The organism is Bacillus cytotoxicus NVH 391-98 (assembly GCF_000017425.1).
Taxonomy (GTDB): domain Bacteria; phylum Bacillota; class Bacilli; order Bacillales; family Bacillaceae_G; genus Bacillus_A; species Bacillus_A cytotoxicus.
In genome coordinates, this window is sequence record NC_009674.1 from 2,070,769 (window position 1) to 2,085,075 (window position 14,307).

The 14,307-nt window shown below is 34.8% G+C and carries 11 protein-coding genes and 5 pseudogenes; 1 reads left to right on the forward strand and 15 read right to left on the reverse strand.

The annotated features are described in order from the left end of the window. Positions 1 to 3: 3 nt before the first annotated feature. The 14 genes and pseudogenes from BCER98_RS21040 to tnpB all read right to left on the reverse strand — a co-directional run. Positions 4 to 196, reverse strand: a pseudogene (locus BCER98_RS21040) (recombinase family protein); the annotation flags it as partial. 682 nt (positions 197 to 878) lie between these two features. Beyond that, complete coding sequence (locus BCER98_RS10110; RefSeq protein ID WP_012094440.1) at positions 879 to 1,208, reverse strand: hypothetical protein; 330 nt, start codon at positions 1,206 to 1,208, stop codon at positions 879 to 881. 14 nt (positions 1,209 to 1,222) lie between these two features. Further along, positions 1,223 to 1,960, reverse strand: a pseudogene (locus BCER98_RS10115) (hypothetical protein); the annotation flags it as partial. A gap of 210 nt (positions 1,961 to 2,170) precedes the next feature. After that, the gene (locus BCER98_RS10120) at positions 2,171 to 2,686 is read right to left on the reverse strand and encodes a SecY-interacting protein Syd (protein WP_002101116.1); all 516 of its coding nucleotides are present in this window, start codon (positions 2,684 to 2,686) and stop codon (positions 2,171 to 2,173) included. 29 nt (positions 2,687 to 2,715) lie between these two features. Continuing rightward, complete coding sequence (locus BCER98_RS10125) at positions 2,716 to 3,183, reverse strand: hypothetical protein (RefSeq protein WP_162533140.1); 468 nt, start codon at positions 3,181 to 3,183, stop codon at positions 2,716 to 2,718. 78 nt (positions 3,184 to 3,261) lie between these two features. After that, entirely contained in the window at positions 3,262 to 4,497 is a 1,236-nt protein-coding gene (locus BCER98_RS10130) for an IS110 family RNA-guided transposase (RefSeq protein ID WP_012094443.1), read from the reverse strand. Between the two features lie 158 nt (positions 4,498 to 4,655). Beyond that, positions 4,656 to 5,391 (reverse strand): annotated as a pseudogene (locus BCER98_RS10135) (recombinase family protein). Positions 5,392 to 5,986: 595 nt separating this feature from the next. Beyond that, entirely contained in the window at positions 5,987 to 6,370 is a 384-nt protein-coding gene (locus BCER98_RS10140) for an immunity 22 family protein (protein ID WP_012094444.1), read from the reverse strand. A gap of 3 nt (positions 6,371 to 6,373) precedes the next feature. Next, positions 6,374 to 7,996 carry a hypothetical protein gene (locus tag BCER98_RS10145; protein WP_012094445.1) on the reverse strand — a complete coding sequence of 541 codons (1,623 nt, stop codon included), beginning with the start codon at positions 7,994 to 7,996 and terminating at the stop codon, positions 6,374 to 6,376. A gap of 739 nt (positions 7,997 to 8,735) precedes the next feature. Beyond that, positions 8,736 to 9,392 carry a YjgB family protein gene (locus BCER98_RS10150; RefSeq protein WP_012094446.1) on the reverse strand — a complete coding sequence of 219 codons (657 nt, stop codon included), beginning with the start codon at positions 9,390 to 9,392 and terminating at the stop codon, positions 8,736 to 8,738. Positions 9,393 to 9,410: 18 nt separating this feature from the next. Next, positions 9,411 to 10,132, reverse strand: a pseudogene (locus BCER98_RS10155) (DUF5700 domain-containing putative Zn-dependent protease). A gap of 272 nt (positions 10,133 to 10,404) precedes the next feature. Beyond that, positions 10,405 to 10,800 carry a hypothetical protein gene (locus BCER98_RS10160; RefSeq protein WP_012094447.1) on the reverse strand — a complete coding sequence of 132 codons (396 nt, stop codon included), beginning with the start codon at positions 10,798 to 10,800 and terminating at the stop codon, positions 10,405 to 10,407. Between the two features lie 94 nt (positions 10,801 to 10,894). Then, positions 10,895 to 11,143 carry a GlsB/YeaQ/YmgE family stress response membrane protein gene (locus BCER98_RS10165; RefSeq protein WP_012094448.1) on the reverse strand — a complete coding sequence of 83 codons (249 nt, stop codon included), beginning with the start codon at positions 11,141 to 11,143 and terminating at the stop codon, positions 10,895 to 10,897. A gap of 293 nt (positions 11,144 to 11,436) precedes the next feature. Next, positions 11,437 to 12,588, reverse strand: a pseudogene (tnpB, locus tag BCER98_RS10170) (IS200/IS605 family element RNA-guided endonuclease TnpB). A gap of 74 nt (positions 12,589 to 12,662) precedes the next feature. On the opposite strand from tnpB, the gene BCER98_RS22510 reads away from it, so the two are divergent. Beyond that, the gene (locus tag BCER98_RS22510; RefSeq protein ID WP_167527340.1) at positions 12,663 to 12,806 is read left to right on the forward strand and encodes a hypothetical protein; all 144 of its coding nucleotides are present in this window, start codon (positions 12,663 to 12,665) and stop codon (positions 12,804 to 12,806) included. 470 nt (positions 12,807 to 13,276) lie between these two features. Here BCER98_RS22510 and BCER98_RS10175 read toward each other — a convergent pair whose 3' ends face one another. Beyond that, positions 13,277 to 14,242 (reverse strand): nucleoside hydrolase, encoded by a 966-nt coding sequence (locus BCER98_RS10175; RefSeq protein WP_041809774.1) that lies wholly within the window; start codon positions 14,240 to 14,242, stop codon positions 13,277 to 13,279. Positions 14,243 to 14,307 lie beyond the last annotated feature (65 nt).

A 14,307-nucleotide genomic window follows, 5' to 3' on the forward strand; every position in this document is an offset into this window, starting at 1 on the left:
GGGCACCATAGGCATGCTCACTTGATGATACGCCATATCCGACAATAGCTCTTGTAAACCTTCACGTTCAACTGTTAATCCATCTTTATCTACTGTCGCTCCGCTGAATTTCTTCTACTTGATACATCCAGCTGTATCCGTCACGTACTTGTTCTTCTGTTGAAACTCGTACATAACCAACTCCTTTCTCTTCCATCTTGAATCCCTTCCCGTTAAAGCAATTAAAGTCCCTGTAACTTTTACTCGTTTTTTGCAGATAATGTGTGTGTAACATGCATCCGTTAAAACGTACTTTACGATGCCTTCAAAACATCACACACCCCTTTATTTTTTCTTCTACTATCGTCGTATACTGTACATAGCCATTACAATCTATAAAATTTAACAATTAATGCACTTATAAAATTATAATCCTCTTTTAAACTTTCACGTTAAAACACAAAAAAGCACTCGTTGCCTTTAGTCGACAATCAAGTGCTTTAAGTAGCATTAATTTTGTAAGTTTTATTGTAACAGTATGACACCTTTTATATGTCGTAACAACTACTACGTTAAAACTTACGAGTTTGTACGAGTTCGTTAGTTTCATATACATTCCATGTTTTTATATTTATCGCCCGGTAAAATGTCATCTCGCCTAAGCTCGTACTTTGTTTTCTATTCTATCATTGCACATTGTACTCCATGATGGTACAACCATCATGGAGTATGCACTTTTAAACCACTTATTCTTTTTCTTTCCACTACAAATATACTTTATCTTTATTCATCTACATATACGTTTATGCGTGCTTATCTTCAACATCATAATTGCTATTATTTTCTTCACTATTCAATACATAAAGTTGATAATGTATATTTCAATACCCTAATCTCTCTTAATCATCACCTAAAATTCTATCATCTAGCTTTTCTCTGTCTTCAGCAATTTGTTCATATGAACTAATAAGGTTACTTATATAATCAATTTGAACCTCTCGATTATCTTGAAACAAATGTACAGTAGCCCCCTTACTTATTAAAGCCTCCATTGTTTTTTTGAAGTCTTTTAATTCATCTGTATCAAAATAATCACATTCTAGTACCACATTATTATTTTCTATACTTCTTTTAATATCTTGAATACTTGCTCCATTATTCTGTCTGATAATCGATACATACTTTAATTTATTTGAATCATCATCAATTTTCAGTCTCATCTTCACCATAAATTCTTACCTCCTTAAAAGTCTTTAATTGGTATTATAGGCTCACCTGGAATACTATTCCTCCAATTTCTTCCATGCCATCCGTAAAAATGCTCACGAAAAGTTACTGGATAGATTATTTCTCCCTTATCAGCGAGATGCGGATATTTTGCAGCACTATAACTATGATGCCCTGCAATTGGTTTACCATCAAATTTAGGAGTTTTACCAGCAAGAATATCTTTTAACTGTTCTTGAGACCACTCTCGAGTAAGGGGTTCATTATTTAATATTCTTTGTTGTTCTTGGTACCAAAATTCTTTAACTCCTTTATCCCATCTTTTAGCAAATTTCTTATTCCAGATGTAGTCTGCATACTCTTGTTTTGTAATAGTTCTATTATCAATCTTATTTCTTAATGCTTTCATTTTCTTAGAACTCATTTGCTTTGTCGTAGTTGGATGCTGATTTAAATCTAATCCTTTTGTTCTCTCTGCTATAATATCTCTTGCTTCTTTTACATGAGGAACATCAAAGATTTTCTTACTACCTTCACTCATACCCTTAGCAAGTTGATAAGCGTCATCCTTAGCTATCGTACTTGCCTTTGAAAACTTTCTAGCTACTTCTCCAACAGTTGAAGATTCTATATAAGGAAGCTTCACTCCTATTCCAGTATCCACCATCCTAACTGCTACTGGAATAGGAGTATTTTTCATAGCATCTAGTGCATTCTTTAAAGTCTTATTTTCTTTAAGCGATTGTACCACATTATTTCTACGCTAAAACACAAAAAAGCACTTGTTGCCTTTAATTGACAATCAAGTGCTTTCAGTTCATATGTTTTTTTAGTAGCATAAATTTTGTAGGTCTTCGCTTGATTTTATATTACATCTTTCTATAAAAAACTGCAGTCCAATTATATCTAACACTTGGGCTACACTTCATATCAGACATTTTTTCATATAAATGTTCTTAGTATATTATTTTTGTAACTTTAAACTAGCAATTAACTCATCTAAACTATCCGAAATCTCTTCAAATGAACCTCGTTCAAAATCCTCCAATTCAACCTTACCACTTACATTATCTAAAACAACTATCAAACCGTTCCCCTCTACACCTATTGGAGTCTTATCAACCTTATTATGATTGTTTTTATACCCTTCTAAATTACTTTCGAAGGAATCCAATTCAATATTTGGTAATACAGGTTCTAGCCTAATATAATGATTGCCAATAAATCCATCTAAATCAGCAAACCAATAAGAATTAAAATAATCATCAATTGAAGTGTGCAGTTTAATTTCAAATCTTTCCTCAATCTTCGTTAAATCATTCTTATTATTTTTTTCAATAGGTTTCCATGAAATTTCTTCTTCATCATCCATTTCACCCTGATATATAAATGAATCAACTTCTTCGTTATATGGCGTTTTAAATAAAAAATCTAACCCTTTATCAAAATATTCTTTTCTTAAATTAAAATATTTGCTCATAGCATCCTTCATTACCAAAATAATCACCCTTACTTTTCTAAGAATTTTTCTAATAGTTCAGCATATTTTTGGTCATTTCCCCAAACTTCTGCGCTTTTCTCAGCATTATGAATCCCTCCTAAACCTGGATGTAGCTTTGAGGGTACAGCCACAGCTTGACCTCCACCACCAATGTGATGATGTATTAAAGTGTCATTATATAATTCTTTTAAATCATATTGGGGAAAATGTTTTCTAAACGTTGGATTGTTTATAGGTGCGAATCCTAATTCTATTTTTTGTCTATTTGACCTATTAAACGCTTCTGGGTACTTCTCTAACATCTCTTTCCAATAAAAATCTTTATCGCGTAACCAACCCTCTGCATTGGTGTTTTTTTGCCCTTTACCAACATAGGGCATCTCAACAGTTAAGCGAGGATCCGCAGTATATTTAGCCTCTAGCTTACCTAAATCAGCACCACGATATGTTCTAATAGGATCATTAATATCACCTATCTTCTTAACCGTTTCACCCGTACCCTATGTTGTAATCTTAAACCCTCACAACCAAAAAGCAAACCATATAAACCCTTATTAAACTACTTCTTTTTCTTCCACTACCAGCAACTCATAAGCTGTTTTATATTTCATCATGCTATATACAATGTTTACAAGCCTTCTCATAATACATACCAATGCTTGTCCTTTTGTTTTCCCCTCTTTAAGTTTCTTTTGATAATATGCATGAAACACTGGGTTTCTAGGTAACTTACTTCCTTTCGCTACTTGCACTTGTTGTACAGCTAAATTGTAAAATAAAGCGTGTAACGCCCTGTTTCCTTGTTTGCTTTTGTGTGTCTTACCTTTCCCACCAGAACCAAAGTAAACAGGCGCAATCCCCGCAAATCGTGCTAATTTGTTGGCATTTGGAAATCGCCTTACATCCCCAATTTCAGCTATTAATGCTGATGCCGTCACAAGTTCTATTCCCGGCATCGTCTCTAATTGATAATCTAGCATATTCACTAACCGTTTTAATTCTCTTTCGATATATTTCATTTCCTTCTTTTTAAACTCAATGTCCCTAACAATACTTCTTACTAAAAAATCTCGCGTTTCTTGATACTCTTTCATTGTTTGTCCATCTTCTTTTACAAGTTTTAATATATCGCTTGCTTTCTTTACTGAACATGTATTGTTGCTAACATCTAATAAAAAAGCTGTTAATCGCTTTATATTTGCCCCCTCTAAACAAGACGGTGACGGATATTGCTTCCAAAACGCTAATGCTGTTTTCCCATCTACCTCTGAGAAAAACTTTTTATAACTTGGATAATGGTGATTTAATTGAATATGTAGTTGGTTTTTCAAAGCAGCTTGTGCTTTTACTAATGCATTCCTTCTTGAAACCAGTTGTTGTATCGACCAAAATAAATCGTTTGGTTTTGCATCTGGTAGTTGATTAAATTTGTTTACCAATATGCGTGCTACACATTCCGCATCCCAACTATCATTCTTTTTAATCATTACTTCACTTTTACGTTCTAAAAATGATAAAGCTGGATTTACTTCTTTCACAACTCGTTCATGGTCTGCTAAATACTTCGCTAATGCTCTTCCATATCCACCAACATCTTCTAAACCAAATACAACAGTTATCCCATCACTCACATATGTCTCTACTTCTAATAAAAACTTCGAAAATGCAGATGGTTTATTATCAAACTGTATTTCTCCTAATTTCTCTTGCCAACAATTAATCATAACAGCCGTATGATGCTCCTTATGTAAATCTACTCCTACATACAAATAGTTTTGTCTATTATGCATAACTCATCCCTCTATCCAATGATTTAGTCATATATAAAAATGTCGGCAACCTTAGTTCGAGCGTTCATCTTTCGATGCGCATAGGTACGCAAGCCTATCCATTTTCATAATTTCATAAGTACATATAGTAAAATGAGCGATTTTTTTAAGTACGACTGTTATATAATTGCTGGATGTTTCCCATTTGTTTGTATTTGTCCGTATGTATACAACCCACGATAAAAGCTCTCACGGTCTAACATACGTTTCACTTGTACTTTCGTAAATAGCTTCTTTTTCTCTGTACGATAGCCTTCTAAATTAAGTCGTTCTGCCAATTGAGTCAGTGACCAATGCCTAAAAAAGTGTCGCAATTCAAATAGTCTACGTACAACTACTGCTTTCTCAGCATCCACTTCTAACACTTTTTGTCCTTTTGTTGCCTTGTAGCCAAACCGTACACCCCCACCTGCATATCCACCTTGTTCCGCTTTCTTCTTTCTCCCTCTACTTAGCTTTAATGCAATCTCGAGACGTTGATATTGGTCTAGTAGTTCTAACATGCCATTTACTAAAAAGTCATTTGGGTCATGCGTGTATATACTATAATTTGGTTGTTCAATTGCTTTCACATCTACCTTGTATTTCTTTAGCTCTCGTTGTATTAACACTTTTGCCATATCAATGACACGTCATATCTGACAGTAATTCTTGTAAGCCTTCACGTTCAACTGTTAATCCATCTTCATCTACTGTCGCTCCGCTAATTCCCTTATCTTCGTATATGTGAAGCAGCTGTAGTTTATTTTCAATGCAGTACCGTTCAATTTCTTCTACTTGATACGTTAGGCTATACCCTTCACGTACTTGTCCTTCTGTTGAAACTCGTACATAACCAACTACTTTCTCTTCCATCTTGAATCCCTTCCCGTTACAGCAATTAAAGTCCCTGTAACGTTTACCCGTTTTTTGCGGATAACATGTGCATAACGTCCATCCGTTAAAACGTACTTTACGATGACTTCAAAACATAATACAACCCTTTATTTTTCCCTCTACTATCGTCGTACACTGTACATAGCCATTACAATCTATAAAACAACAATAAAAATTTAACACTTAATGCACTTATAAAATTATAGTGCTCTGTTAAATTTCTACGCTAAAACACAAAAAAGCACTTGTTGCCTTTAATTGACAATCAAGTGCTTTAAGTTCATTTGTTTTTTACCAACATTAAATTTGTAAATTTTATAGTAACAGTATGAACCCTTCATATGTCATGACAAGTAACACGTTAAAACTTACGAGTTTGTACGAGTTCATTACATTCATGTCCATTCCATGTGTTTATATTCGTCGCCCATAAAATGTCATCTCGCCTAAGCTCGTACTTCGTTTTCTATTCTATCATTGCACACAGTACTCCATGATGGTACAACCATCATGAAGTATGTACTTTCTAACAGCCTATTCTTTTTCTTTTCACTGCAAATATACTTTATTCGCACTAATCTATATATTCTGCCGTACCAATGAAATCCAACTTGTAGGTAGTCTTATCTACGAAGTTAACAATTTTACCTTCTTTATTATAATCATAATTATAAATTAAAATGATGGTATTGTATTTAGACTTTAACTTAATGTTATTGTACTGTTGTATTAATTGATTATCATATGAAAAATCTACTAACAGCTTTTCTATGTCATCTTCAGCATCAGGAATCCAATCTTTTTCAACTAAGTCCCTATCATAATAACCTAATTTAAAATCTTTCTCAAAAATAGAGGGAATACTATCTCCATCTTCATTATATTTTATTTCAGTGTACGTTTCGAGTTCATCAAAATCACTAAAGCATCCTAACCATAAAGAAACATCGTTTTTCATTTTTTACCTCCTCAAACCTTCTGGTAAATCCATAATGCCATTTTTCATTCTATTTTCAGCCCATTCATTAAGCCCTTTAACAAAACTTTCATAGTCAGAAGCAGAATCAATAATCTTTAACATTTCATTATGTGCTTTTGTCGAGCCTCTTCTTCCATGACGACCAGGTGGATTTACAAATTCAACATCTTTAGTCAGAGACCTCATTTCTTTAATATCATCCATACTAATTCCCCACTGCTTAAATTTAGGAGTTCTAGCTACAAGATGCCACTCATGGTATCCTCCTGGGCGTCTAATCCTATCTTCTATTTTACTTCTCAACTGAGGATTATTCCACATTTCCTCAAATTCTTTTGCTGATAGATTATCAAACCATTTATTAAACTCATTGTTTCTTACTGATGGAATTTTCACATCACTTAAATGCTTACTATTCCCACTAGTACTCTTACTACCTTCACCCGTACCCTTAACTCCCGAACCACCATTCCCCTTCGCAAGTTGATAAGCATCCTCTTTAGCGGTTGCTCGCACTCTTGCAAAGTTTTCTGCTATTTCTCCAACAGTTGCATGTTCTATATGAGGAATTTTTATTCCCATTCCAGTGTCTGCTGACCTGATTGCTACGGGGACCTTCGTTTTTTTCCATGTATGTAATGCACTCTTTAATGTCTCATTCTCCTTTAACGATTGTACCACATTTTTCCCCATATTTGGATGGAAGTCAGCGATTCCCTCTTTCCATTTTGTGAGTTTTGCCAGGGATCCAAGGTCGAGTGTTCCTTTGAATGCTTTTGTTGCTGAACCGAGTCCTGGGACAAGGTCAAGTGCTCCGAAGAAGCCAGCTTCTACTTGTTCTTCTTTGCTTAGTTTTCGGCGCGTTCCCCAATCCTCCCCTTCGATGGCACTTTTTACTTGTAGACCACCGTATACCACTGAAGCTGCGATTCCGAGCGGCGGACAGAAGATTGTCGTGATGATGAGTGCTCCGCTGATTGCTACATCACGCCATGCTTCTAATTTTTTCTGTTCGTCTTCTATAGAGGTATACTCGAATCCTCGCATAGATGGGACTAGTTGACGATATTCTTTGTAGTTTAGTTTCGCATCTGGATTTTGCTTTTTGACTTCTTTATACTGCGCGCGAAGTACGTGATCAAAGGCCAGTGAATCTTTGAAAATATCATCTACTGTTATTTTTTCTTTTTTTGTCGTAATGGTTTGCGGAACCCCGTATGCATGGCTACTTGGTAATGTTGTTGTCGTTGTGGCACCCACTCGATTTTCTGTTTGAAAGTCTCGAATGGATATGTCTCTCATTGTTTGAGCAAATTCATCCATCTTTTTATAGAACGGTTCATCTATATGTTCATATACAATCTGTCCCGCTTTATCACAATAGTTTTGCAGCGTTGTATAATCCTCAAGTAATGTATTTATTTTCTTTTCTTGTTTTCTATGATAGAAATCAATACATCTATCTGAATCTAAGTCTTGTATTCTCTCTTGTATATCCTCTAAAAGTTCATCTGCTTGCCGTAAGTTCGTGATTGCATCTTTTGTAATCTCATTGATCCCATCTTTCATTTGTTGCCAATGCTTTGACCTATAATGCACATCCATCTCTTTTCCATCCCCTACTTCCGTATCCAGATTATTCAAGAACTTCTCATATTTTTTGTAATTCCTCGTCTTTTTTTATCATTTCTTCAAGTGTATAGTTATCCGCCAATTCCATTGTTTTTTCTAATCTGTCTTTATAATGAGCCTCACCTTTTGATAGAAATGAGAATTTGCTAGTTTATTAATGTTTTGCCTCCTTTATTTTATCCCGCCAAACAATCGAATTTTTAATATTTTGCATACAATCTGCCTTATGATTATTTTCGAAATTTTCCTTAAGAATAAATTTCATATGGATATTCTACCAAAAAATGATAACCCTTTCATTATTTATTCGCTATTATTACGTACGCTTTATACTTGTGTAACGCTACTAGATTGAACTATAATTTGGGTGTTTTTGCCCATCCCCGCGAAAAGGGGGAATAAAAAAAGCAAACTTCCCTTTTTTGGATAGTGACAGGATTACTGTCATAAACCGCAAAGTATAATTCAATAAAATTGTAAAAAGTGTAGGGTGACTTTTTGAAAAGGTTTAGGAGAATCATTTTGACAATTATTTTTGGTAATATCGTATGTCATTGATTCCAAGTACCTTAATAAAGATTAAATTAGTTAAAAAAATTATGTTTTTTGGTAACTAATCTTATTATTTTGTGCGATTTTAAAAAGTTACTTTGCGGTTCCTAGCAAGAACCCTGTCACTGCCTCTTTTAAGAAAGCTTGCTTGTTTCTTCATTTATCCCGACATATTATTCATACTATCCTCCGGGGAAAATACAGAAATATGATCTACTTTTCCAGTGGAATTGGGAATCACAAATTTTAATTCAAATTGTTTGTTTACTTTATAAATATATATTTTGTCATCTCCATTTGTCTTAACTGTCGTCGGTTTTCCTAATGCATTTTCAATATCTTGTAATGTGAGTGAACGAAGGTTTGGATGATTGGAGCGAACATCAAAAATTTGAGATCCTTTATTAAAACCAATGACGACATTCCTCTTCGTATATGTTGCATACATTCCTTTACCAGCTGGCTCAGTTTTGTCCGCTTTACCCCATTCTTTTTCTACTTCTTCAATATCTCCTGTGTGCGCCGCGACTGATACATTCGGTACTTTTCCTTGCTTGGCCTGTTCTAATATATTTTTGATTTGGGTTACTGTTTTAAAATTCGTTGATGTGCTTGACGTATCTTGTTTCGTACCAACTTCTTTCTTTTCCGATTCGCTTGATTGCTTTGTAGTTTCATTTTTCTTTTCATTCGCTTGATTACTTGTAGTTTGTTTAGATGTTTCTGTTGGTGGCTCCTGTTCATCCGCACTCTTACAAGAAGCAGTTATTATACATACACATATGAGGCTGATCATGAGTATAAGAAGCTTTTTCATATATCTCCTCCTCTTTCGTTACATTAATCCTTGTAGCCAATTCATTACACTACTTTTTAAATCATGTGAGCACCAAAAGTTGAGCGCTTTCTCTTCACCTAAGTGTGCTACTAAATCTTCCATGTAAGATGTTCCTAAAAAATAACCAAGTCGATTATAGCCGAAGTAACGTCCTCCCGATAAGCGAAACCATTCTTTTTCTTTCACATCATTCCATCCAGCCATATAATCCTCGAAAAACATCTGTTTTATTTGTACTTCCTTATTCGTATAGCACTCTAGCCATGCTTCACCTTCATTATCATATGCATAATAAACAGATTCCTTTATTTTGATAGATATGTTGCAACTCCTTCACGATACAAACTAACTGCTCCATCTGTCCAACTCACATCATGCCAATCTATGCCACTGCGGTCTAATAAAACATTATGATATATATGCCCAATTTCATGAGCTACAATCACACGAAGGTGCTCTAACTTAGGCGACAGTTTTTCATCTGCCAAAAACACTTGACCAATAATTTCTCTATTAACAAATGCATTGGAACTAAAGCCACCCACAAACAAATGAAAATTCAAATGTAGTTCAAAATTAAAACGCAAGCTATAGCGATTTATAACATCTTGAATTACGTCCGGTAATATGTTAGAAACCGTTTCAATATCTTTTAGCTTCTCTGAATATCTCTCAATTGCTTTTGTAAGTCTCTCTACTATTTTCGGACAATGATACATAAAGTATTCTTCAAACACTGCCTCATGTGCAGCGTAGTATCACTTTAAATCATCCACCGTGATTCCTTCCGTTTTATATAGGTTTAGAAAGGTCGGAATTGTATTATTCACTATCACTGTTTATCGTCTCCCTCATCATTTACACGAAATGTCCTTTATACACCTTCTCTATTTCGTGAGACTATCCCTTTCTATATAGTGAAACTTCCTAACCGTTCCTAATTTATAGGAAAACTAAAAAACTGCCCCAAAAAGGGCAGTCCGATATGTATTTATGCTTCAATATCTTTACCATCTTCAACAATATGGTACAATAAATGTGCTAAATGATGAATTGGGCCATATTCTTCCTCTTCTTCCTCTGTTTCTCCTTGGAATTCAAGGTCATTTAAATATAGTGCTAAAAATTGATAGAATAATTTTAAATCAAATTCAAAGCAAGCGCTTGGCTCTTCCTGATCACCTTCATATTGCAACATTAAATAATGCTCGTTTCCTTCTGCATCTTCGGCATCAAAAAATACAAAAAAACCAACGTTTGTATCTAAATCAAATAAATGACGTGTTCCATTTTCGGTTGCTTTATTAAAGTCTTCTTCATTTAACTTATGTACTGTTGTTGCTTTTACATTGTCTTCCTGATGAAAGTTTACTGTAAATGATTTCAATGCTAACACCTCCTGATGGTATAACAGTAGCATAACAGATTAAAGACAAGAATACAAAAAGGACTGCTTACAATCTGTAAACAGCCCTAATTTTTTATTTTTTCATTGCCCTTAGTAAAAAGCTGACGATGAAAATTAAAATAATCGCTCCTATTAAGGCTGGAATAATCGCAAAGCCTCCGATAACAGGACCAAATCTACCAAGAAGCGCCGTTCCAACCCATGAACCGATAATACCTGCAACGATATTGCCAATGACTCCGCCAGGTACATCTTTTCCTGTAATCAAACTTGCAAGCCATCCTAAAATACCGCCGACAATTAAAGACCATATAAATGCCATATCATTTCCTCCTTCTTTTATAAAATAAAAGTAACACTAATCATTGCTTACTATTAGTTATGCTACTTTTTTCTTAAGTTATACTGCTATATAACAAATCAATACGACGACTATATCATTCCATCACATGTAATCATTTTATAATGATCTAGAAAAGATTTTTACAAATACAAAAATGCACTTTTGTTTTTTTACTTTAAGGAAGATTTATTGAACTACCCCCACTTAACACTCTTACGAGCTGTTTGAAGTGGGAGATTCCTAAGAACACCAACCTAACGGTTAGTTATTGATTAGGCTATCCCCGTAGTCCCTACGGTTAGAAGTCTTATTGCTTCATTTTTTAGATTGATACTTGCATTCATATCTCGATCGTGATGTGTGCCACAAGAAGGACAATCCCATTCACGTAGGTTGAGATTCTTAACGTCTTTGTTTTGGTAACCGCAAACTGAGCATAATTGAGAGCTTGCAAAGGTTTTAGACACAGTTACTACCTGTTTGCCATACCACTTTGCTTTGTATTCTAACATCGTTCTAAATTACGACCATGATACTTCACGAATTGCTTTCGCTAACTTACGGTTCTTCGACATATTTGACACTTGCAAATCTTCCATACCAATGATGTCTTGGTTTTTGACAATGTAAGTAGAGATTTTTTGCAAATAGTCTGTTCTTGCATTCGTGATGTTCTCATGGATGCAAGCTACTTTACGTTTTTGCTTTTGATAGTTTTTTGCTTCATCCAGTTTGCATTTTCGTTTTAACGCTAATTCCTGTCGCCTAGAAAGAACACGTTGTGCTTTCGCTAATTTTTCTTCTAGTTTACGAAGCCATTTAGGATTACCAAAAACTTCACCTGTTGAAAGAATCGCAAAATCTTTAAGACCAACATCCATGCCAACAGATGAACATGTTTTAGGAAGTTCTTGTACTTCTGTTTCAGCAAGAATCGAAACAAAATACTTGCCACTTGGATTTCGTCTCATTGTAGCATGAAGAATACGCCCTTCTACTTCACGACTTTTCGCAAACTTAACTAATCCAAGTTTAGGTAACTTGATTTTGTTGCCCGCAATCGCAATATTTCCATTCGTATGCTTTGTCATGTAGGATTGCACTTTATTCTTTTTAGACTTGAAACGCGGTGCTTTGTTTTGTTTCTTGAAGAATCGAGTATACGAATCAGCAAGGTTTTTGAGTGATAATTGAAGTGATGTGCTGTCTACTTCTTTTAACCAAACTAATTCTTTCTTTAGTTGTGTTAATTGAGAAGAGCAAGTGTTATAAGTTAACCCTTTGCCTGTCTCTTTGTATGCGTCATTCCATTGTGCTAAAAAATGATTGAATACAAAACGTGAACAACCGATTGTTTTTGCAATTAGAATTTCTTGCCCCTTGTTTGGATAGATACGAAACTTATACACTTTGTTAACTAACATTGATTTCACCTCCTTTTAGTATATACTCATTATATACCAAACGTAAGTATATACCGAAATGGAAGTGAAGTAGTATGGAACGTATTTCAAAATTAATTACGTTTCCTGCTGATTTAGTGGCAGAAATCGAAAAATACCAAAAAGATAATTACATCACGAGTTTTGCAGGTGCGGTTTACGAGCTTATTCGTAAAGGTTTAAGTGTGTCGGATCGTTAACGTGGCATAAGCCACGCCCTATCCGAAGGCGATTCATCACCCACCTACTCATTGGGCTATGCCCTGCACGTTCCTTGAGGTGGGTGTCTTCTCGCCTAAAAAGATAAAGCGGATACTGAATATAAAATAGACGGAAGCAGTAAGCTATAAAAAAATAATGCGGCATGTTGTAGAGCTACCTTACAATTGTTTATATATTCGAGGCGTAAGGGGAATTAAAAACTTTTCCTTCTTTTTAAAATAAAGCCATTTCTACTCGCACAAGGAGAATTTCTTTTTCTCAGTCATATCGTGAACGCTCCCTTTATTTTGTTATATCCTTATTAGATGCAGAGCTCAAAATAATTTAAAGTGATCGATTTAGTTACATGAAGGTTATAGGATATGCTCGTTCGCTAGGTACTAAAGAAGTTCATTATATACGAACGTTGAAAATAAAATGACCATATATGATTTGGGAGTAACGCTAGTCAAGAACAATCTGGTTTTAACATTGTACTCATAAATTCTCTTTTAAATGCTTGATAACGAAAGTTCACCGCAATCCTCTGAACTGGTCGATTATCAAATCTCGTTTGCTCCGCTGTCCTTCTAAAGTCTGCTACACTTTGTCCACGCGTCTCATCATTTGTTGTACTAATCCAGACAGCAGACTTTTTGTATTCAAAAATAGTATCTTTTCGCAATGCAATAAATGGAAGTAAATCATGAATTGGACTGCCACCGATTCCAGGGTATTGCTTTTTATAATAATTTTCATAGTAAAAATCAATCATTGGTTTAATCAGCTTTGCTTGTCCTGTTCCCTTATCGTCAATAAAATTTACCATTTCAGGAGTAATAATGGCCCGCTGCGTCACATTTAATGGGTAAATACTTACGTTTTTCGCGTACTTCATCACAATGTTTGTTGCGATGGGATCACTATAAAAATTCGCTTCTGATACAGGTGTAACATTACCGGGACATAAAAACGCACCACCCATAATATAATACGCATGCACGCAACTCATTACTTCAGGATACAACAGAAATAATGTTGCGAGAGCTGTTAAACGTCCTGTTGCTACAATGATAATATCTTCTGGACACGGTTCGATTAACTTGATAATCTCATAAAAGTTTTCTCTTTTCATCCCTCTTGTTTTTGGAGGAATAATTGATCCCAAACCGTGTTCGCCATGAATTTCTGGAAAGAACAAAGGATCTTCTGCCGTCATTGGCCTACTGGCTCCTTTTATAATTTTTATCTTTGTAGCATAGTATCTCTCTAAAAAATAAACATTTTCAGTCACAATTTCCCTTGAAACATTTCCGTAATCAGCAACAATTCCAATGATATCAAGACGACACGTCTTATCTGCATAGATTAACGATACTGCATCATCAATACCAAAGTCTCCAAAAAAGATGATTTTCTTATTCACTATCCTCACCCCTCTTCTGCACATTCTAATACCATTATTATGCAAAAAAGACAAGGCGGTGAAACCATGAGAAG

What these genes read in the sequence shown, in the direction of transcription:
- BCER98_RS10110 (WP_012094440.1), bottom strand. Translation starts at nt 1,208, where the DNA reads ATGGTGAAGATGAGACTGAAAATTGATGATGATTCAAATAAATTAAAG.
- BCER98_RS10120 (WP_002101116.1), bottom strand. Translation starts at nt 2,686, where the DNA reads ATGAGCAAATATTTTAATTTAAGAAAAGAATATTTTGATAAAGGGTTA.
- BCER98_RS10130 (WP_012094443.1), bottom strand. Translation starts at nt 4,497, where the DNA reads ATGCATAATAGACAAAACTATTTGTATGTAGGAGTAGATTTACATAAG.
- BCER98_RS10140 (WP_012094444.1), bottom strand. Translation starts at nt 6,370, where the DNA reads ATGAAAAACGATGTTTCTTTATGGTTAGGATGCTTTAGTGATTTTGAT.
- BCER98_RS10145 (WP_012094445.1), bottom strand. Translation starts at nt 7,996, where the DNA reads ATGGATGTGCATTATAGGTCAAAGCATTGGCAACAAATGAAAGATGGG.
- BCER98_RS10150 (WP_012094446.1), bottom strand. Translation starts at nt 9,392, where the DNA reads ATGAAAAAGCTTCTTATACTCATGATCAGCCTCATATGTGTATGTATA.
- BCER98_RS10165 (WP_012094448.1), bottom strand. Translation starts at nt 11,143, where the DNA reads ATGGCATTTATATGGTCTTTAATTGTCGGCGGTATTTTAGGATGGCTT.
- BCER98_RS22510 (WP_167527340.1), top strand. Translation starts at nt 12,663, where the DNA reads ATGGAACGTATTTCAAAATTAATTACGTTTCCTGCTGATTTAGTGGCA.